Here is a 20788-nt window from a genome sequence, read left to right on the forward strand (position 1 = left end):
ATCGCTAGTGTCGCTCTATGTCGATCGAACGGTTTGTGCTGGCCATCGACCTGGGTACATCCGGACCGAAAGTCGGGCTGGTATCCACTGCCGGCCGCGTAGCCGAGTGGAGCTTCGAACGAGTTCCGATCATCCTCACCGCCGAGGGCGGGGTCGAGCAGGACCCCGATGATTGGTGGCGGGCGATCACTACCGCGGGCCGGCAAGTGATCGACCGGGGATCCGTCGAAGTCGATGACATAGTGGCCGTCGGCGTGACAGCCCAGTGGTCGGGGACGGTCCCGGTGGCCGGATCCAACCATGTCGGAAACGCGCTCATCTGGATGGACGCGCGGGGTGCCTCCGAGATGGGTGAGCTGAACGGCGGTCCGGTATCCGTTGCGGGATACTCGGTGCCCAAGCTGTTCCGCTGGATCCGCCGGACGGGTGGAGCGCCCGGCCATTCGGGTAAGGATCCGATCGCGCACATTCTCTATCTCAAACACCACCGCCCGGAGATCTATCGAGCGGCAGAGATGTTCCTCGAACCGAAGGACTATCTGAACCTTCGCTTGACCGGAGTCGCGGCGGCCGGATTCGACTCGATCGCCCTGCACTGGGTGACCGACAACCGGAATCCCGCGAAGGTGACCTACGATCCGGCTCTCATTCGCATGTCGGGCATCGACCCGGCCAAGCTGCCGCCGCTCCGGCCGACCGACGACGTGCTCGGCCCGCTTTCCGCCGGTGCCGCCGCAGACTTCGGACTGGTTGAGGGGATCCCGGTCGTCATGGGAACGCCGGACACGCACTCGGCCGGCATCGGAGCCGGGGCCGTCCGCGACTTTCAGGGGCATCTGTATCTCGGAACCTCCTCGTGGATCAGCTGCCACGTGCCGTTCAAGAAGACTGATCTCTTCCACGGCATCGGCGCGCTGCCCTCTGGAATTCCCGGTCGCTACTTCGCCGCCAACGAGCAGGAGAGCGCAGGAGCCTGCCTCACCTACCTGGTCGAGAACCTGGGTATACGCGGCGACGCCGACGCGGGTTCTGTGTATCAGGGCCTCGACCGTGTCGCTGAGCGGGTCCCTGCCGGAAACAGCGGGGTGATCTTCACTCCCTGGCTCAACGGGGAGCGCAGCCCCGTGGACGATCACTATTTGCGGGCCGGGTTCTTCAATCAATCCCTCGATACGACGGCCGACGATCTGATCCGGGCGGTGTTCGAAGGCGTCGCCTTCAACTCCCGCTGGCTGCTCGGTTACGTCGAGAAGTTCGCCGGACGACCGATGCCGGAACTGCGGGCGGTCGGCGGAGGAGCCAACTCGGCGGTGTGGTGTCAGATCCATGCGGACGTGCTCGACCGCAGGATCCTCCAGGTCAAGGACCCGATCCTGGCCGGACTGCGCGGTGTGGCGTTTCTGGCGGCAGCCAAGCTCGGCTTCCTCGGCTACGACGAGATCCCGGCGAAAGTCGAAGTGGCCGGCGTCCACGAACCCGATCCGGAGCGGCGGCAGGTCTACGACCGCCTCTACCGGGAGTACCGCAAGCTGTACAAAGCCAATCGCAAGATCTACGCCCGGTTGAACCGGGCCGATTGAGGAGCCATGGACCTCGAGAAACTGCTCTCCGGACCCGTGAAGCGTATCAACCCACGTCTGGCCGGATGGGCCTACTCGGTGATGCGTCGGATCCCTCCCGTTCGCCGTCGATTGGAGGCGGAGTTCGACGACGTCGTTGCCGGGATGGAGGATTCCGTCAAGCCGTATCGGGATGAGCTGAGTTCCTATCGGCGGTTGCCCGACAACGGGTTGGATCGAGCAGAGGTGTTGTCTTTGATGGCAGATCTGGCGGGTAGAGAGGAAGCCGGATGGAAGGGCGGGTTCGCTTCCGGAGCGGTCTATCACGGCGAGGATGAACACATCGCCTTCCTCAGCAACGTGATCGCCCTGCATTCGCAGGTCAATCCGCTCCATGCCGACCTGTGGCCGTCGGCCACCAAGTTCGAGGCAGAGATAGTGGCCATGACCTCCGCCATGCTGGGCGCCGCGGAAACTGATGACGAGGTCGTGGGCACCGTCACTTCCGGTGGAACCGAGTCGATTCTGCTCGCAGTCAAGACCTATCGCGATCGGGCCGTCGCGCACGGAATCAGACGCCCGGAGATGATCGCCCCGGTGACTGCCCATGTCGCCTTCGACAAGGCGGCCCACTACTTCGGATTGAAGATGGTGAAGGTTCCGGTCGACGGGGACTACCGCGCCGACGTGGCGGCAGCGGCCGCAGCGATCAACCGCAATACGGTGCTCATGGTGGGCTCGGCACCGGCCTTCCCGCACGGCACGGTCGACCCCATCCAGGATCTCTCTTCCCTGGCTGCCGGTCGAGGGGTGGGTTTCCACACCGACGCCTGCTTGGGAGGGTTCGTACTCCCCTGGGCGGAGCGGCTCGGCCACCCGGTTCCTCCATTCGACTTCCGCCTTCCTGGGGTCACGTCGATGTCGGCCGACACCCACAAATACGGATACGCGGCGAAGGGGACGTCGGTGATCATGTATCGCGGGAGGGAGCTGCGCCGTCACCAGTACTTCACCGCTTCCGAGTGGCCGGGCGGTCTCTACTTCTCGCCGACCCTGGCGGGGAGCCGCCCGGGTGCCCTGAGCGCCGCCTGCTGGGCAGCGATGGTTTCCACCGGCGAGAAGGGTTACCTCGAGGCCACCGCCCGAATCCTCGAAACCGCTGCAGTCATTCGATCCGGGATCGAGAACATCTCCGACCTCCGCATGCTCGGTGATCCGATGTTCGTGATCGCCTTCGGGTCGGAGGTCGTCGACATCTACCAGGTGTTGCAACGAATGGCCGAACGAGGTTGGAGCCTGACCGGCTTGCATCACCCTCCTGCAGTTCACATCGCAGTGACGCTCCGGCATACTGCGGATGGTGTTGCCCGGCGGTTCATCGAGGACCTGGAGGACTCGGTCGCAGAGGCGAAGGCTCATCCGGGTGAGGCCGGTGGCGTGGCGCCGGTATACGGTATGGCGGCCACAGTCCCGGCCAGGGCAGTAGTCGATGAGCTCCTGGAGCGTTATGTCGACCTGCTCTTCGAGGTGTAGTGAGATGGTCCGGCTCCTGCGATGTTCCCGCCCGGGTCGGGAGCGAGGCGCCCGGTGACCGTTCGATCGCTACTTCGCGTCTTATGGACCTTGAGTGTCTACTCGACGATCCGTCGCCTGGCGCGCCGCTCGGGCGTGACGGACGAGGAGTTCCACGGCTCGCTGCCCGGCGATGAAGTGATGCCGCATCCCATGATCGAGTGGACGCGAGCCACGACGATCAACGCCCCGCCCGAGGACGTGTGGCCCTGGCTTGTGCAGATGGGCTTCGGCCGGGGAGGCTGGTACACGAACGAACGCTTCGATCGCCTCGTCTGGCGAGTCGACAACAAGAGCTCCGAGGTGCTGCTGCCGGAGTGGCAGAACCTGCAAGTTGGAGACATCGTCCCCGACGGTCCGGGATTTGCCGCCTACTTCCGGGTCCTGGAGCTCCGGGAGAACGAGACGATTGTGTATCACTCGATACGACATCCCTACCGGGGCCGGCCGGTTGACCCGACGGATGAAGAGGCAGTAGCGCGACGTGAGAGGGAGCTGATCGAGGGTGGCGTCTACATCGACTTCAGCTGGACGTTCGTTCTCCGTCCGGCGAAAGAGGGGACGACCAGGTTGCTTCTGCGAGTTCGCTCGGATCTCTATCCACCCTGGGTGCGGGTCACCGAGACGCTCTTCGGTCTCGTCGATCTCTTCCACGTGACCACGATGTTCCGCGGGATCAAGCGCCGCGCCGAGAGCGGCGCGAAGTCCGGTCCCGGACCTGTGGCTCGACCTCAGGGCTCAGGTTCCCCGTCTTCGGTCGGTCGAGGGGTGACCGACCCGAGTGCTTTCAACGCCTCCTCGAAACGGTCGCGCGTTATCTGATACCTCAGGAGGACGAGAGCGGCAATCACCAGGAAGAGGCCGGGAACGACCCCGAAGGCGAGTCTGACACCCAGTATGCCGGACTCGGTCTGCACGTCGTTCGATCCGTTGTAGCCGAAGACCTGTAGGAAGACTCCCAGGAGTAGTCCCGCGATCCCGAACCCGAGTTGGTGGATGGTCAGCCACAAGCCGAAGAACACGGACTCGTGGCGTTCGCCGCGCTCGTACTCGTAGAAGTCGACGAGGTCGGGCACCAGTGAGCCGGGGATGAGGAGATAGGCAGACATCGACGCACCGAGCAGTGCCGATCCGATCAAGAACAGGGCAGCCGAGTCGGTGTCGACCACCAGGCCGAGGATTGCAAGAAGCGCTGCAGCGAAGATGTTGGCGGTCAGTAGGAGATACCGCTTGTCGAATCGGTGAGTGAGCCGGTTGGTCAGGGGTACAAGAGCGGCCGCGGTGATGGTGTAGACGGCCAGGCCGATCGAGGCGATACCGGTGTTTCCGATGACGTGTTCGGCGAAGAACGGCAGGGAGGCCGTCAGTACACCGGTGGCGACGGCGCCGAGGAGCTTGAACCAGAGGAGGGTCGAAACGTTGGGTTCCCGAGCCAGCTCGGCGTATCTCCGGAGAGGCACGCGGGAGATGTCGGCATCATGCCGTGCCTCGAGGCCCTTGATGCTGGCGGCCGCTACGAAGACGGCCAGCGCGCAGAACACTCCGAAACCGACGGACATCCCGCGCAGAGCACTCTCCACGCCGTCCTCTTTCGAGACGAGGAGCGCGATGCCCCCGCCGGTGATCGTCCCGAACGACGAGAACATGGCCCGGAAGCCGATCACCTGCGTTCGTTCGTCGTAGTCGACCGTCATGATCGGAACCATGGCCATGTAGGGAACCGCGACGATCGAGTAGGCGGTGGCGAAGAAGAGGATCGCCGCGCAGGCGAGCACGAACTGGACGGTCGCAGACGCGCCCAGCGGTATCCACCAGAGGAGGCCGAAACTGACCGCGAAGGGGATAGCGCCGTACAACATGTAGACCCTCTTCCGCCCATGCCGTGAGCGGGTGCGGTCGCTCATCACGCCGATGATCGGGTCGTTGACACCGTCCCAGAGTTTCCCGATCAACACAACGGTGCCGGCCGCGGCTGCGGACAGGCCCACGACATCGGTCAGGTAGAAGAGAAAGAAGAACCCGACGGCGAAGTAGGCGATCGACAGTCCGAGATCGCCGATGGCGTATCCGATCTTCGTTCGCCGCAACATGCTCGACCGCTCCCGGGGGTGAGTTCGGCTCCATTGTCGCCTGAGGCTGGGCCGACTTCCACAGGGGAGGCCCCTGGTTTGCTGCAGGGGTGCCTCCACATGCGACGTCCTCGGGCTGAACCGAGCACGACCGGCTGCTATCAGCAGACGACTGTTAGCGTCTCACAAATGGCTGCCTCCGATCCCCCCGGCCGTGAAAGCCTGAAGCCGAAACTGCGCGGATGGTCGCACGCGGTCATGTTCCCTGTCGCTCTGGTGGCGGGCATCGTCCTGGTGGCGTTGGCAGATACGACCGAGGAGCGCGTTGCATCGTCCATATTTGCCGCAAGCGCGGCTCTTCTGTTCGGAACCAGCGCGCTGTTTCACCGTGGAAACTGGTCACCGACGATCCACGGAGTCCTGCGCCGCCTCGACCACTCGAACATCTTCTTGATCATCGCCGGGACCTACACACCGTTCGCGGTGCTGGTCCTTCGCGAGAGTGAAGGCCGGGTCCTTCTCTGGATCATCTGGATTGGGGCGCTGGTCGGGATTGCTTTCCGTGTGCTGTGGGTTGGTGCGCCCAGATGGCTGTACACGCCCGTGTACGTCGCACTGGGCTGGGTCGCCGTGTTCTACCTGCCCGACTTCCTCCGTGAAGGAGGGCTTCCCGTCTTCGTTCTGATCCTCGTCGGCGGCATCTTCTACAGCGCCGGAGCATTGATCTACGGGTTGAAACGGCCCAACCCCTCACCACGATGGTTCGGCTTCCATGAGGTATTCCACGCACTCACGGTGGCAGCCTTCGTGGTGCATTACATCGCAGTGTCGCTGACTGTGTACTCGTAGGGCGATCGCCGGACTACGCCACCCCGTAAACCTGATGCGGGGTCAGTTCGTTCGGGAAACGATGCAACATGGACCGCCGTGTCTCGAAACACAGGTGGCACTCGTCGACGTACCTATCTTGCGGATCGAAGGAGTAGGCGGAGGCGAGTTCCTGGGGGCCACCCTCCACGAGCGGGCCGCAAATCGGATGGTCGCCCGACCGGTATTGCTCCATCACCTTCCTGAGCGGGGTTTCCCATACGTTGCCGATGGAGATTCCCTGGCACAGCTGAATATGGCCGTAGGGGTCCAGGTGAATCCGGGTCGGGTCCTCCAGTTCCTCATACGGGCATTCGGTCATCGTGTGCCACGGCCGATCCGGCATTCCCTGGGCGAGGCGGTCGACGGCGCGACCCCGGAACATGACCTTCCCGCCGGATACTGCCTCTCCCTTGTCCTGGCCGGGGGGGCCTCCCACCTCCGGTGGATCGATGGATATCGGTCCGGTTGGAATCCCCAACCGTTCGGCGACCCGCATCGTGCGTTTGGCCGGGTTGTCGGGTTGATCTCCATGGTGAAAGGCGTCGTCGCTGACGCTCAGATCGGCGATCCTCAGTTCGGCCAGTGGTCGAAGCCAGAGCTCGGCGTCGTCCTCGGTGGTCCCGAAGAATCCGCTGGTCACGATCCCGACCTCGAATCCGCGCTCCCGGGCCGAACGAACGCCCTCGAGCAGCAACGGATAGAAGAGTAAGGACTCGCCGCCCTCGAAATAGATCCAGTCGATGGTGGGTACATCCTGCGCCTGATCCAGGAGGGCGTGGAGCTGGGGAGCCGTGAATGTTCCCTCAGCGTACGGGCTCGAGTAAACGAAGCAGTGGTCGCACTCGAAGGGGCAGGTGTAGGTGAGAAGAATATGGAGCTGTGAAAGCATCACGCTGTCCTTCTACGGGCACTCCTGAACATAGCGAACCTTCGGCCCGCCTGGATCAAATCCCCCTCCGCGGCGCGCAAGATGGTTTTCGCGCGACATTCGGAACCCATAGGGCACGAATGTCGCGCGAAAACGGGTTGGGTTGTTCCGGCGCCCGACCCCTACCCGGCTACCGCATGCTCTCGATCGTGGCGGCCAACGAGTTCCAGAACGGGCTGTGGCTCCGATGTGTCCGACCACATCCGCTCGCCGATGGGCCAGGCGGCGAAGATCACGCCGCCCCCCAGCAGATAGAGCGCCCAGTGGTACGGAATGAAGATGGCGGCAACTCCCGCCAGCACGCCGAGCGTGACCAGCGTCACATGGGCAATGTTGAATCGGGCGCTGCGCATCATTGAGACGGCCAGCGCCAGCCATCCGATACCCATGAGCCCGGCTCCCGCCACCCCGATCCAGAGCCTCCAGGTGGAGAGGTTGCTCGCTATCTCAGGCGTGGCTTGTGCGAAGGAGCGGCCCGTTTCGCTCGTTGTCGCCAAGCCGGCTCTCGTCATGCCCTCGAACCCGAAGCGGTACAGGAGCAATGCGCCGCCAATGGTCGCGGCGGGTACTGCGAGAAAGCTCCAGAAGTCCTCGCCGTGATCTCGTAGGTAGGTGCGTGCGGCGAAAACCACGAGCACCATCAATCCGATGCCGGCTGCAATGAGCAGGGACGCCCATTGCCACCGCTCGACTCCTGCCGCCACTTCGGTGGCAAGCGTTGCTTCCTCGAAGTTGCTGAGGTAGGGAAGGGTCAGCAACCCGCCGAGTAGAACCAGTGGAGAGAAGAACACGACCACAGCACGGGTCCGGCATTTGGCGGATCCTTGCACGATCCACCTCCTTTCGGTTGTCTGCCAGCGCGCGCAGTCGAGGTCGCCTGGCTGCGCGCTTCATCCTCAATGATCGCGCCGCCGGTCCAACTCCGATAGATGCTTTCGACCCCACTCGACTTCCGTTTTCGCGCGACTTTCTGCCCCTATGGGTACCGAATGTCGCGCGAAAAGGCTCTTCGTGGGCGGCCGGTCCACCCGTCTCCGACCTCGGGCACTTCGGCCCTGTTCATCCTTCGCACGGTCGGAGAGACTTCTCATTGAGAAGCACGCCCAGTGTTAGGAGCTCCCACAATGACGACGGTGAAAGAAGCTGCGGCCGACTTCCTGGCTCAGAAGCGTGTCGCCGTGGTTGGTGTGTCCAGGAACCCACAGGGCCACGGGAGCAACATCGTCTATCAACGGTTGCGGGACCGGGGCTACGAGGTATTCGCCGTCAACCCGAACGCAGACGAGATCGAAGGCGATAAGTGCTATCCGAACCTGGGTTCGATCCCGGGTGGAGTCGACGCGGTGGTGATCGGCACGAGCCCGGCCAACGCTCCTGCCGTCATGGAGGATGTCGTGGCCGCAGGGATCTCGCGCGTCTGGATGCATCGGTCGTTCGGATCGGGGAGCGTTTCAGATCAGGCGACGGCCGCAGGCCGGGACAAGGGGGTCACGGTCATCGACGGAGGTTGCCCGCTGATGTTCGATCCCACCGCCGATTTCGGTCACAAGTGCATGCGACCGATCCTGACTCTGACCGGGGCCGTACCCAGGACGGTGTGAGAATCGCCCGCTCACGTCTGGTCGCCGGTCTTTTGCTGCTGCTATCGGCTCTGGTCGCCTGAGGCGTCCGGGTCGCTCTGGTCCCCGGCCCCCTTGCCCACTCCGCGCCGCCCTTTCGGCCCCTCTTTCTCATCTGCCTGGGCCTGCTCGCCCGGCGGTCCGCTGTTCGCCCCGCCGGGACGTTCGGGCTTGTTCGCCTCGCCGGGAGCAGAGTCGGGTCGACCATCGTCCTCAGCGAGACCGAAGTCGGAGAGTTGGGGATGATCGGGACACGCCTCCCACGGCGAGAACCCCGTGCCCCTGTTGGCGATTGCCGACGCCGAGACACAGTCCGCCCACTCCCGGGTGGCGGCTGCGAATTCGTGTGCTCTCATGGCTTCGTCGGCGGCAATCGACAGGAGTTCATCCATCGACATGATGTCAACGGCGGCCTCGTCCGGCGCCTCGCGAGTCACGCCGGCAGGCCCGCCCGCGAGTGTTGTCGAGGAGGTCGCCTCCCCGGAATCGGAGGTCGCTATCTGCGATGGAGGAGCGAAGGCGGAGTTGGCCACCCAACCACCGACCGCAGCCAGCGCAACGGAGCCCAGCATCATCTTGAACAGCAGTCCTGACGAGAGCACACCGATGACGGCCGCTCTTCTGGTCCGACGCGGAGGGTCTAGTTCGTTGAGGGTTCGCCGAGTACCGCACTGCCCGCAGACTCTGGAGCCGTGCTGATAGGCGACGGCCTTGCCGCCGCAGAAATCACAGCGTTCGCCCACCTTTGACCTCATCTGCGTGCTCCTATGTGACGGTCATCGGCCGAAACGCGGAATGATCGAGACACAAAGATGCGAACCCCGGAATGACTAGTCATTGCGGATGTCCCCGGAACCGATACCGGGTGCGAGATCAGGCTCTAGTAACGGTGAGAGTTTCGTCGAGTGTTTCGACCAGCAGATCGGCGTGCGATTCGTCGAAGACGAGCGGCGGACGGATCTTCAGTACGTTGCCGTGCAGTCCGGTCCTGCCGATGAGAACCCGCCGCCGCCGCATCTCATCCATCACGCGGCGGGTCAGGTCGGGATCGGGACGCCCGTCGGTCACGAGCTCGACTCCGATGAACATGCCGGGGCCGCGCACGTCGCCGATCGACGGATGTCTGCCGGCAAGCGTTCGGAGACCGGAACTCAGGTACGACCCGACCCGGTCGGCCTTGGCCGGTAGATTCTCCGCCGAGATCACGTCGAGGACCGCCATGGCAGCTGCGGTGGAAACCGGGTTCCCGGCGTAGGTACTGAAGTAGTAGCCGCGCCGCTTGAACGCTCCGGCGATTGCCGGCGTGGTTATCACTGCAGCCACCGGATGCCCGTTGCCCATGGGCTTGCCGAGAGTGACGATGTCGGGCACGAAGCCCTGGTCGGCGAAACCCCACATCCGCTCGCCGACTCGTCCGAATCCCGCCTGTACTTCATCAGCGATGAACAGGCCGCCGGCTTCGCGAACCTGCTCCGCCGCGGCACGGAAGGTACCCGGCGGAGGATCGAAGATCCCATCGCTGGAGAAAACGGTATCGAAGGCGAGGGCGGCCGGCCGGTGCCCGTGTTTCGCCAGTTCGGCGAGGGCTCGTTCCAGGTCGCCGTCCGGTTCCCGCCTGGGATCCGGAGCCGGCACGGTCGCCACCCACGGTTCGAGGTTCTCGATACCGAGTTCCTCGGGTGACGTAGCCATCGTCAGAGCAGTCGCGCCGTGATAAGCGTGCTCCGTGATGACGATTCCCTTGTTGCCGGTCACCGTCTGCGCCATCCGCCACGCCAGGTCGTTGGCCTCGCTGCCGGAGTTGGCGAACACGACGACGCTCAGGTCTTTGGGGAACAACTCGACGAGGCGATCCGCATAGTCGAGCACACCCTCGACGAGGTAGCGGGTGTTTGTGTTGAGAGTGGCGGATTGCCCGGCGATGGCGGCGGTCACCGCCGGGTGGCTGTGTCCGACCTGCGGGACGTTGTTGTAGGCGTCGAGGTGGCGTTCGCCGTTTGCGTCGATCAGCCAGACTCCCTCACCGGCGACCGCATGTAAGGGGTCGGAGTAGGACAGGCGCATCCCGGCTCCGAGACGATTCGAGCGCCGTTCGATCAGCGACGAAAGGTCGGCCGGTCGACCGCGCCGCTCCGCAGGCATCCCGCAAGCCTTCCGAATGGCACCCGTCATGGACTCCACCGTCAGCGAGGAGAGCTGCCGGAGCGTCGACCAGCTGATGTCCGAGTAGGACAGGATGTATTCGGTGTTCTCTCGATGGGTCTCTGCTCGCCATGCGCCGATAACCAGAGACTGCGCAAGGCGACCGGCGATCAGGTAGGGGAGAACCTCCAGTTCCGCTTCTTCCAACGGCACGGTCGCGTGATATGCCCGGGTCATCCCTGCTATCGCGGCGGTCGGGTCCTCCAGGCCCAGTGTCTGGTAGCTGATTGCAACGGCGACGTCGACGATCAGCGGCGCATGGACCAGGTCTCCGAAGTCGATGATGCCGGTGATCTGGGCGGGGTCATCCGGGTCGACGAGCAGGTTCTCGGGGTTGAAGTCGTTGTGGATCACCTGTGCCCGTAGGTGAGGGAGGAGAGGCGCAACGTGTTGGTCGAAACGGTCGAGCCACTCTCCGACCAGAGACTGCTGGTCGGGCCGGAGATAGTCCAGTTTTGACCGCATGGCGGGTAGATGTTTCAGGTCCCAGAGCAGCACACGGCCGGCTTCAGGGTCGAAGAATCCCCGGAGGGCCAGTCCGAGGCGGGCGAGGGTGGTGGCGATGCTCTCCCGCAGCCGGTCCGACGAGATCCCCTGCTCGAGTGTTGCGCCGGGCAGGAAGCTGACCATCCGTACCGGCAGCATCAGGCCGTCAACCCGGACGGAGCCGACCGCCGCCCCGTCGACGGTCGGAAGGTTTCTGGGTACCGGCAGGCCGGGGTCGACGAGGGAGATGTGGGTGAGGGCGGCTGCCTGCATGGAGAGAACCGAGGAGTCCTCCGCAGGATTGGCAAACTTCAGCTTGTAGGACCCCCGGTCGCCGTCGATCAGGAAGTTTCGGTCACGCTCGCTCTCCAGGGGGGAAGCTTCTCCGACAATGCCGAACAGGCGACGGGCCGTCTCCTCCGCCTGCTCGGTTCCGACTTCCGGGACCGGCTGTTCGAGTAGGTGGTCTGCTGAAGGTTTCACGGCCAAGAGAATACCCGCCTCGTCGGCCGTTCAGCCGGGCAGGTTGACCGCGGCCACACCGCTGTTGACTATCTGGTCGGCAAGCAAGCCGAAGGACTCATACAGCTCACCTATCGTTCCCGATTCGCCGAATCGGTCGACGCCCAGCGGGACGACGCGCTGGCCGAACACCGAGCCAAGCCAGGCAAGGGTGTGGCTCGATGCGTCCTGGACGGTCAGGATCGGCAGGTGCCGCTCGGCGGCGTTGATGATCTTCTCGAGGTGAAGTGCGCTCCGGACGGCCTGGTTCCGGGCCGATCGGGCCAGGGCCTCTCTCCACTCCCCGAACAGCCGGTCCTGGCTCGTGATGTCGAGGACGGTTGTGGCGATGCCTTCCTCTTCGAGACCGTCAGCCGCGGCCAGGACCTCGGGCATCAGAGGTCCGGTGGCGGCGATGATGATCCCGGACGGCGACTCCCGGGCAGGCTCGCGGAGCCGGTATCCGCCTGCCAGCACGTCCTGCCGAACGGCTTCAACACCCAGCCGGCCGACGGCGGCCTCGAACGGGGCCTGGTCGATGGGCCGGGTGGACAACCGCAGGTAGAGGCTCGCTCCGTCGGGTTCGGAGAGGCGGCGAATTCCGTCCGAGAGAAGCCAGTCGAGCGCCCGCCCGTAGGAGGCTTCGCAGGCGGTGATACCGGGCAGTTCCATCCCTATCGAAGGTGTAACGCTCGACTGGTGTGCTCCTCCTTCCGGTGCCAGCGTGATTCCCGAAGGGGTCCCGGCGACAACGAACCGGCTGCCGTTGTAGAGCGAGTAGACGAGGGCGTCGAGGCCTCGCAACACAAACGGGTCGTAGACCGTCCCGATCGGAACGAGCATCTGGCCGTGGTGTTCGTGAGCCAGTCCGAGTTGCCCCAGAAGCAGGAAGAGGTTCATCTCGGAGATCCCCAGTTCGATGTGCCTTCCCTTCGGCCCGGGTTGCCAGCGCAACAGGCGTTCATCGTCGAAGTAGTCCGTTCGCTCGACGGGCGAGTAGACGCCCATCTTGTTGATCCACCCTCCCAGGTTGGTCGAGGTGGCAACATCGGGGGAAGCGGTGACGAGGCGCTCCGCGACGGCCGGGTCGCTGCCCAGAGCCGTGAGGATGCGCCCGAACTGTTCCTGGGTGGACGTCGGGCGTGTGGAGGGGTGCTGCGCGGTTTCGCGGCCGATGTTGATCTCCGGCCTGGATGGCGGGGGCATGTTGTTGATTTCGCGCCCGACCGCGTCGCACAGGCGACCTGCAGGCGAATCGGGATCGAGCCGGTCCCACTCCGTGTCCTCGCTCAGACCGGCTCCCGCGCGGAGATCGCCCACCTGCTCGGCTGTGAGCAATGCAGAGTGGTTCAGCGGGTGGCCGGCGATCGGCAGCCCCCATCCCTTCACGGTGTAGGCAAACACGACGCTCGGGCGTTCCTTCTCGGCATCGCACTCGCGGTAGGCGCGGATCAGCAGATCGAGGTCATGGCCGCCGAGGTCGCCGATCAACGGGGCGAGGTCAACGTCGCCGACGTCATCGAGGAACGTGCGCAGATCTGCGGGTGCGTTGGCCAGGAAGCGTTGCCGCAGTTCGGCACCCCGGTATGCGAACAGGCTCTGGTACTCCTCGTTGGACATCTCGTCGATGTGTCGTCGGAGTATCTCACCACCGGGCCTGGCGAATGCTTCGTGAAGGAGGTTCCCGTACTTGGCTTCGACGACATGCCACCCGGCATCCGCGAAGAAGCGCTGGAGCCTGCCCGCCCGGATTCCCGGCACGATTCTGTCGAGGCTTTGACGGTTCAGGTCGATGATCATCATCACGTTGCCGAGACCTTGGAGGGCCGGTTCGGCGATTGCCTCCCACACGTTGCCTTCGTCGAGTTCCGCATCCCCGACCGTGGCGATGAAGCGGGCAGCCGGCCGTTGTTCGAAGTGATGGTTCAGATAGCGGCGGGTGGCCGCCGAGAAGAGAGGGGCTACTGCCCCGAGTCCGACCGACCCGGTGGAGAAGTCGGCCACATCGGGGTCCTTGGTGCGGGACGGGTACGCCTGGAGGCCGCCCATGCGGCGGAGGCGTGTGAGGTAGGCGCGGTCGAGTTCACCGGTCAGGTATTTGATGGCGTGGTAGACGGGAGAAGCGTGTGGCTTGACCGCCACCTTGTCCTCGCCGCCTATGTGACCAAACCAGAGAGCGGTCATGATCGAAACCATCGACGCCGACGACGCCTGGTGGCCGCCGGTCTTGATTCCGCCTGAGTCTGAGCGGTTCGCATGATCGACCATCCGCACCGCCAGCCAAAGGATCCGCTGTTCGATTGCGCGCAGAACGTCGAGGTCCGGCGTGGTCGATGAACGGTCCGGGTGGGGCATCGTGGCAGCATTCTCGCGGGTCGGACCGCCGCCTGCTCGAAGATCGGGGCGTCTCCCGGCCGTATCGCTCAAGAGTGCACGCGCAGAAACCGATTACTTATCGGTGAGTAAACGGAGAGACTCCATTGCCCGATGGGGAGTCTTAGGATTTCTCTTCGGCTCCCTGTTCCCGTTGATCGGGTGGGTTGTCGCCACTCGCGCCGGCCGGGTGGGCCTCTCAGAGGCATACGCAGAGCAGCCCGTGCTGTGGATAGTCAATCTTGCCCCGTTCGTTCTTGCCGTAGCCGCCATGTGGATCGGACTCGAGCACGCCAAGCTGGTCGGCGCTCTGCGGGCAACCGATCAGAAGGTGCACGAGCGCACGGCCGAGTTGGAGGTGAGCAACCGTCGACTCGAGGAGCACGCCCGAGCCAAGGATCAGTTTCTGGCGGTCGTCAGCCACGAGCTTCGCACGCCGCTCACCGTCGTCAGCGGTTTCGCTCAGGAGCTCGTCGATAATGATGTGAATCTCTCCAAAGCCGAAGAGCACGAGCTCCTCGAGGTGATAGCCGACCAGAGCAGGGAGCTCAGCTTCATCATCGAAGACCTGCTCCTCACAGCCCGCGCCGACATCGGAGCGGTGGCCATTGTGAAGGACGTGCACGACCTCGCCGAAGAGGTGAGTACGGTATTTGCCGGTTGTGTTTGCACTCAGGCCGAGCGGGACTCCTTCGAGCTGGATCTCGAGCCCGCCGTTGCCGAGGTCGACGCGACTCGAGTTCGACAGATCGTTCGCAACCTCCTGACCAACGCCGTCCGGTACGGGGGCCCGCAGCGTCGGATCGTGACCCGGTCGAGCGACGGCGTGGTGACTATCTGCGTATGCGACAACGGGGACGGCATACCGGAGCATGATCGAGATCGAGTATTCGAGCCGTACCAGAGTTCCGCCCAGGTGCTCGCCGTGTCTGATTCGGTAGGGCTGGGTCTGACGGTGGCCCGCAAGCTCGCCAGGATGATGGATGGGGAACTCACCTATGTCTACGAGGACGGAATGAGCACGTTCCGGTTGTCGTTCCCGGCGGTCTCCGGATCCGATGGGGTGTCGACCGGTCAGGTCGCCGAGGCAATGGACGGGAATGATGATTCGTCCATCCACGCTCGCAACCGGGCGGTTGCCAGAACGTCGTCCTCGTTGTAGGCGAGCAGCCTCATCCGCGCCGCCTCGTCTCCCGCGACCGCTTGCTCGTACCAGACCATCGACCGACCACCTCCAGGGTCGTCGTCCCGCCACCGGAACCCGGCCAGCCCTGCCACAACCTTGAGGCCGGATCCCGAGCCGGTGATCAGCTGCCGTTCGAATACTTTCCTCATGTCGATCCAGCGTTCCGAGCGGATCAGGGCTTCGACCGACTCGACTTGCCCTGCATCATCCTCGGTGAGTCCCCGTCGCATGTGCCGCTCCTCGGCCTGGCTGGAGTAGCAATAGACGGCCACCGTTCGTCCGGCAGCCGAGTTCGTTTCGATCTGCCCGCTGAGCCAGTTCCAGAACCCATCGAATACTTCGCGGCGGGCGCCACCTCCGGCATCCATCGGCTCCCAGGTGACAAACGGGTGGTAGGTGCGGCCGGACGGGTCCGTGACCAGAGCACCCCAGAGGTAGGCGTCCTCATCGATCGTGTTCTCCATGTCGATGTCGATCTCGACGTCGGCGCGGGGAACCAGCACATCCTCGATTCCGCGGCGCCGATAGGCGGGGGCCGGGCCGAGGCGGGCACGGGCGGTGTCGATGTGAGCGGCCAGCGATTTCAGTGGGGCATCCCCGCGTGCGTAGGCCACGTCGATGGTGGAACCGTCGAGCCGGAGCGCGTCGCCGGCGGTCGAGAACCCGGCGAGCTCGAGATCGGCGATCTGCTTGGTGCGCCTTTTGCCGATTACGTCGGCGACCGGTGCCGAGGGCGGGAAATCCGGCGCTCGATTCACATATGTGCGCAGATCGACTCCTCGAGCGATGAGATCGGCGGTTTCCCAGTCGAGCGAGGCGAGTTGCCCGGTGGTGGTGATGGCGCCGAGGTGGAGGTCGCGCCATTGCGGCCAGCCGATTCGAGGCAGCAGACTCACGTCGTCCTTGCTCTCGAGAACCGGCCGGCACACTTCCCACCAGTCGCATGAGTCGCAGTCGGCGATTCTGACCGGGACGACGAGCGGCTCCAGCGATGGATCGTCTCCCCGCTGCCGGGCTACGGCGATGATGTCGAGACGGAAGTCGAACTCGAAGTCGTAGCGCTCGAGTGTCGTTCGGGTCCGCCCGCCCGACTTCCACATCGGCTCGGTCAAGTCGTACCAGACGACCCGGTGTTCCTTGCCGATGATCCCGCCGGTCGGATTCGTGTGGGCGAATCCCGCCGCTTCGAGCATGCGGTGGTAATGAGCCAGTTGCAGTGCGTCATCCTCCCGGGAGCGCAACGATCCCGCTTCGGGTGCTGCGTGATCGGGTCGGGGAGCCGCAAGGGGACTCACCTCGACCATCGCTGCGCCGGAGCCTTCCTCGATCGTCAGGTGGTGCTTGACGTCGACCGGCAGGTAGGACGTCCTTCCGTCCGGCTCGCTCATTGAAACGAGCAGGTCGGGTTCGCCGACGCGTTTGCCGTGGATGTCGGGTGAGAGGCGACCGCCGATGATCAGTCCGGCCTGTGCCTCCATCGCCGCCCGGGTGGCAGCCTCACGATCGACTGGAGGGGCACTGCGGTCGACGACGATCCCCTCAGGATGCAGAGCGACGAGCTCTGCGATTATCTCGGCCTCGAACTCGATACCGCGGTCGATGCGCAACTGAGCGTCGTCCGGCCGATCGAGCGCCACCACCTCGAGGGTCGGGTCGTTGGCAAGATGCGCGACAACCGGGCATTGCTTTGCGATGTATCCGCCCTGGAGGGGAACCGAGGTTGTGTCGTATCGAGTCGGCATGCCCGGCGAGCCTAGGACGCTTTCGGCCTCCCGGATGCCATCGTTCGGTGGCCGGGTGGATGTGGTCGGATCCGGCATGACGGCCTGCGCGCCGGGAGATCAGAGCCCTCGACCAGAACGCCGGGTGGGTCTTGTGCCTTGCCCGGTTTCTTGGCGTAGAATCCACCTACCATCTCGGGGGATACATGGCGACCCAACATCCGATTGAGCTGATACTGGCCAGACGGCTCGCCGAATCTATGTCCCATCCCGTGTGGATCTCCGATGCGCTCGGCAACCTCGTGTTCTACAACGAACCGGCTGAAGGGATCCTCGGGGTGCGGTTCGGCGAGGCGGGGGAGATGCCAGCTTCTGCGCTCGCCGAGCGCTTCGTGACCGAGGATCTGGACGGAACCGAGATGCCGGCGAATGATCTTCCCCTCGTGATCGCCCTCAGGGATTGGATTCCCGCTCATCGACCGATGCGGATCCGGTCCTTCGACGGGGTATGGCGGGTCATCGGAGTGACTGCCATCCCGCTGGTCGGAGTAGGCGACCGCAGGGTCGGGGCTCTGGCCACCTTCTGGGAGCTCGACGGTTGAAAGCCACTCTCCTCGGCACCAGAGGATCGGTGGGCCGGGCGGGACCTGCCACCGTTCGCTACGGCGGCGACACGTCGGCGGTCGAGGTTTGCGCAGATGACGGCACCGTGCTCTTGCTGGACGCCGGGTCGGGTGTGGTCCACGCATCGCCGGCGGCCGGTTCGGCACCGGTTCATGTGCTGCTCACCCACCTGCACATGGACCACATCCAGGGACTCGGGTTCCTCAGCTCGCTCTTCAATCCAGATATCGAGGTCCACATCTGGGGGCCGGAGTCATCCCATCGACCGTTGGCGGCCCGCCTCGGCAGATACCTCTCCCCGCCGCTGTTTCCGGTTCATCTGCGTGATCTTCCCAACCTCGTTCTTCACGAGATCGGTTCCGAGGATTTCTCGATCGGACCGTTTTCAGTCACATCCGACTTGATCATCCACTCGGGGCGCGCGCTCGGCTATCGGGTGTCGGCCGACGGGCGCAGTCTCGCCTATCTGCCGGATCATGAGCCGGCGCTCGGCGGTGAGAACCTGGTTTCGGAACCCCTGTGGACGTCGGGATTCGGACTGGCCGAGGGCGTCGACGTGCTCATTCACGACACCCAGTACACCGACGAGGAGTACCGGACCAGGGTCGGATGGGGTCACAGCACGCTCTCCCACACAGCGGATTTCGCAGCGATGGCAGGCGTCGGAAAGCTGGTGATGTTCCATCATTCACCGGACCACACGGATGAGCTGATCGATCACCTGATGGATGAGATAAAGCGAGATCGAGACCTGCCCTTCGACCTGGTGCCCGGTCTGGCAGGCGCCACGATCGAAGCCTAGGCCGGCTCATCGAATCATCGCGCAAGCCCGGGTTCCCGATCATCCCGGCGGGTCCTGTCGCGGTGGTTCACCTGGCCGGCGGTCAGTCGTGGAGGTGCTCGTCGAGCACTCGCCTCATCACCTCGACGATGACCTTCGCTTCTGATTCCGTCATGTGCTTCGCCCAGGCGGCTTCCAGCTCGGCGTCTACGACTCTTCGGGTCCGTGCATGTGCCTCCCGGCCTTCCGGCGTGATCTCCACAACGGTTGCCCGCCTGTCGGCGGGATCGGGGCTTCTGGCCACGTAGCCGAGCGCCTCGAGCCGATCGATGACCTTGGTGGTGCCGCCGGCGGAGAGTGTCAGGCTCTGGGCGATGTCGGACATGCGGGGCGGCTGCCGGGCATGCTCGAGGTTGAGCAGCGCCTCGTGATCTGCGAGCAACAGACCCGTCTCCTGCTGGAGCACTTCTTCGATCTTCGCTTTGAGCAGAAAGGAGGCGTGCAGCGTTTGTGCCGCTACCTGACGCCAGAGAGGCTGCTGGTCGTATCCCATGGCCCACATTCTTGCACTAGATGCTGTCTTCGCATATAGTATACTAGAAAACTAATCTAGCGAAGTAGATTGTCGTGAGAGAACTCCTTCGGATACCCGGATTCAGAACCTTCGGGATTGTGTGGCTCGGTCAGCTCATTTCGAACCTCGGGTCGGCGATGACCGGCTTCGGCCTGGCGATCTGGGTCTATAGAGAAACCGGCTCGGCGCTGCAGCTGGCTCTCATCGTCGCGGCCGCCACGGTGCCGATGCTGCTGGTGACTCCATTCGCGGGGGCGTTGATCGATCGGTGGGATCGCCGTTCGGCGATGATTCTCGCCGACGCCGGGGCTTCTCTCGGGACCCTGGCCATCATGCTCCTCCTCGTTACCGGCAATCTGGAGACGTGGCATCTCTATGGATGCCTGTCGGTCAGCGGCATCTTCAGGGCATTCCAGTTCCCCGCCTATTCGGCAGCTACCACCCTGCTCATACCCAAGGAGCACTACGCGCGCGGTTCGGGTCTGGTCCAGTTGGCAGGAAGCATCGGCGGCATCGCCGCGCCGGTAATGGCGGCGGCGGCCATCGTCTGGCAGGGCATCGTGCTCATCTTCATCATTGACTTCGCAACCTTTCTCTGCGCGATCGGAACCCTTCTCGCAGTGCGGTTCCCGGCAGCCGAGAAGAGTGAGCGGCGCGGACGCGGCATCCGCGGACTCGCTCTGGAGGCCAGGGAAGGCCTCGACTTCGTTCTCGAACGCCGTGGCCTCTTCATCCTCGTCTTGTCTTTCGTCACGGTGAACTTCGCGTTCGCGTTCCAGGGTGTCCTGATCATCCCGCTGCTGCTGAACCTGACGAACGAGCAGACCGCCGGCTTGATCGTCTCAATCGGGTCGGGTGGGGTCGTGCTCGGCAGCCTGGCGCTGAGCGCCTGGGGCGGCCCCGGGAACAGGATCGCCGGCGTCTACTACCCGATTCTGGCAATGGGGGTCGGCCTCGTCCTGATGGGAATCCGACCCGTCGTAGGTTTCGTCATGGCAGGCATCCTCCTGATAAACGCAACCCATCCGATCGCCGGAGGGAGCAGTCAGTCGATCTGGCAGTCCAAAGTCCCGCCCGAACTCCAGGGCCGGGTGTTCGCAATCCGCCAGGTCTCGGCAATCGCGGCTTCTCCCGCCGCCTTTCTGCTGGCCGGGGTGCTCGCCGACCATTTCTTCGAGCCCTTGATGCTCGACGCTTCCGGCTTGCTGGGGGTCGTATTCGGCTCCGGCCCCGGGCGGGGGATCGGGTTGATGTTTGCCCTCGCCGGTTTGCTTGCGATAGCCACGGTGGCAGTGGCGCTGAACCATCCGAGGATCAAGAACCTCGAGACTGAAATCCCCGACTTGGAACCGGTTCGAATTTCGAACTGAAGTCGATTGCCCGACACTCCAAGCGGCCGGCCCTTGTCCGGACGACCTCTCGGCCGAGACGGGAAGCAGGACTCCGCCGACGAGGCCGCGCCACCTCCGGCGGAGGCCCCGGTTGGTTGATTTCCGAGACCGATGCCCGCACCGGTGTCTCGAACCGGCCGGCGATCGGCAACTAGCCCGGCAAGAGCCACCCCCGAGACCCTCCGCGCGAGGAGGTCTACGCCGGTGCCGCCGGCTGCCGGGGCGACGGAGATGACCGGTTCAACTGGTCCGAATGGTCGCCGGGCGGTTGAACAACGCGACCCGTTCCACGCGACTTCACGGCTAGTACATTCATCCCGACATCGGGCGCC

Annotated in this window: 17 protein-coding genes; 9 read left to right on the top strand and 8 right to left on the bottom strand. The window is 64.3% G+C overall.

The annotated features are described in order from the left end of the window. The first annotated feature begins 17 nt into the window (after positions 1–17). The 3 genes from VLT15_01540 to VLT15_01550 are packed head-to-tail and all read left to right on the top strand — an operon-like array spanning position 18 to position 3953. Complete coding sequence (locus tag VLT15_01540; GenBank protein HSR43897.1) at positions 18–1580, top strand: FGGY-family carbohydrate kinase; 1563 nt, start codon at positions 18–20, stop codon at positions 1578–1580. Between the two features lie 6 nt (positions 1581–1586). Beyond that, complete coding sequence (locus VLT15_01545; protein HSR43898.1) at positions 1587–3092, top strand: aminotransferase class V-fold PLP-dependent enzyme; 1506 nt, start codon at positions 1587–1589, stop codon at positions 3090–3092. A gap of 54 nt (positions 3093–3146) precedes the next feature. Beyond that, entirely contained in the window at positions 3147–3953 is an 807-nt protein-coding gene (locus tag VLT15_01550) for a hypothetical protein (protein HSR43899.1), read from the top strand. On the opposite strand, the gene VLT15_01555 is transcribed toward VLT15_01550, so the two are convergent. Beyond that, positions 3863–5221, bottom strand: coding sequence for an MFS transporter (locus VLT15_01555; GenBank protein ID HSR43900.1), 1359 nt, complete (start codon positions 5219–5221; stop codon positions 3863–3865). The genes VLT15_01550 and VLT15_01555 overlap by 91 nt on opposite strands. Before the next feature lie 168 nt (positions 5222–5389). On the opposite strand from VLT15_01555, the gene VLT15_01560 reads away from it, so the two are divergent. After that, positions 5390–6049 (top strand): hemolysin III family protein, encoded by a 660-nt coding sequence (locus VLT15_01560; GenBank protein HSR43901.1) that lies wholly within the window; start codon positions 5390–5392, stop codon positions 6047–6049. 13 nt (positions 6050–6062) lie between these two features. Here the strand turns inward: VLT15_01560 and VLT15_01565 are convergent, their stop codons facing one another. Both VLT15_01565 and VLT15_01570 read right to left on the bottom strand, forming a co-directional pair. Continuing rightward, a complete protein-coding gene (locus tag VLT15_01565) occupies positions 6063–6959 on the bottom strand; it encodes a radical SAM protein (protein HSR43902.1) in 897 nt (298 codons plus the stop codon). Between the two features lie 161 nt (positions 6960–7120). After that, entirely contained in the window at positions 7121–7828 is a 708-nt protein-coding gene (locus VLT15_01570; protein ID HSR43903.1) for a hypothetical protein, read from the bottom strand. Between the two features lie 294 nt (positions 7829–8122). Between VLT15_01570 and VLT15_01575 the strand changes: the two genes are divergently transcribed. After that, positions 8123–8599: a CoA-binding protein gene (locus VLT15_01575; protein HSR43904.1), complete on the top strand. Its 477-nt coding sequence runs from the start codon at positions 8123–8125 to the stop codon at positions 8597–8599. Positions 8600–8640: 41 nt separating this feature from the next. Here VLT15_01575 and VLT15_01580 read toward each other — a convergent pair whose 3' ends face one another. The 3 genes from VLT15_01580 to VLT15_01590 form a co-directional block, all read right to left on the bottom strand. After that, positions 8641–9372: a hypothetical protein gene (locus VLT15_01580; protein ID HSR43905.1), complete on the bottom strand. Its 732-nt coding sequence runs from the start codon at positions 9370–9372 to the stop codon at positions 8641–8643. A gap of 118 nt (positions 9373–9490) precedes the next feature. Then, positions 9491–11788, bottom strand: a complete 2298-nt coding sequence (locus tag VLT15_01585; protein ID HSR43906.1) for an aminotransferase class III-fold pyridoxal phosphate-dependent enzyme — start codon at positions 11786–11788, stop codon at positions 9491–9493. A gap of 30 nt (positions 11789–11818) precedes the next feature. Continuing rightward, entirely contained in the window at positions 11819–14161 is a 2343-nt protein-coding gene (locus VLT15_01590) for a 1-deoxy-D-xylulose-5-phosphate synthase N-terminal domain-containing protein (protein HSR43907.1), read from the bottom strand. Positions 14162–14264: 103 nt separating this feature from the next. Here VLT15_01590 and VLT15_01595 point away from each other — a divergent pair, with 103 nt between their 5' ends. Continuing rightward, positions 14265–15341: a HAMP domain-containing sensor histidine kinase gene (locus VLT15_01595; GenBank protein ID HSR43908.1), complete on the top strand. Its 1077-nt coding sequence runs from the start codon at positions 14265–14267 to the stop codon at positions 15339–15341. Here VLT15_01595 and VLT15_01600 read toward each other — a convergent pair. Continuing rightward, on the bottom strand, positions 15254–17107 hold the full coding sequence (locus VLT15_01600; GenBank protein HSR43909.1) for a TM0106 family RecB-like putative nuclease: 1854 nt from the start codon (positions 17105–17107) through the stop codon (positions 15254–15256). The genes VLT15_01595 and VLT15_01600 overlap by 88 nt on opposite strands. A 185-nt stretch (positions 17108–17292) precedes the next feature. Between VLT15_01600 and VLT15_01605 the strand changes: the two genes are divergently transcribed. Further along, positions 17293–17688, top strand: coding sequence for a PAS domain-containing protein (locus tag VLT15_01605; GenBank protein HSR43910.1), 396 nt, complete (start codon positions 17293–17295; stop codon positions 17686–17688). After that, complete coding sequence (locus tag VLT15_01610) at positions 17685–18512, top strand: MBL fold metallo-hydrolase (protein ID HSR43911.1); 828 nt, start codon at positions 17685–17687, stop codon at positions 18510–18512. The genes VLT15_01605 and VLT15_01610 overlap by 4 nt, the downstream gene beginning before the upstream one ends. Before the next feature lie 82 nt (positions 18513–18594). Here the strand turns inward: VLT15_01610 and VLT15_01615 are convergent, their stop codons facing one another. Next, positions 18595–19044, bottom strand: a complete 450-nt coding sequence (locus tag VLT15_01615) for a MarR family transcriptional regulator (GenBank protein ID HSR43912.1) — start codon at positions 19042–19044, stop codon at positions 18595–18597. Positions 19045–19118: 74 nt separating this feature from the next. Between VLT15_01615 and VLT15_01620 the strand changes: the two genes are divergently transcribed. Beyond that, positions 19119–20435, top strand: coding sequence for an MFS transporter (locus VLT15_01620; GenBank protein HSR43913.1), 1317 nt, complete (start codon positions 19119–19121; stop codon positions 20433–20435). Positions 20436–20788 lie beyond the last annotated feature (353 nt).

Source organism: Acidimicrobiia bacterium, from assembly GCA_035471805.1.
In the GTDB taxonomy this organism is placed as follows: domain Bacteria; phylum Actinomycetota; class Acidimicrobiia; order Spongiisociales; family JAHEDJ01; genus JAHEDJ01.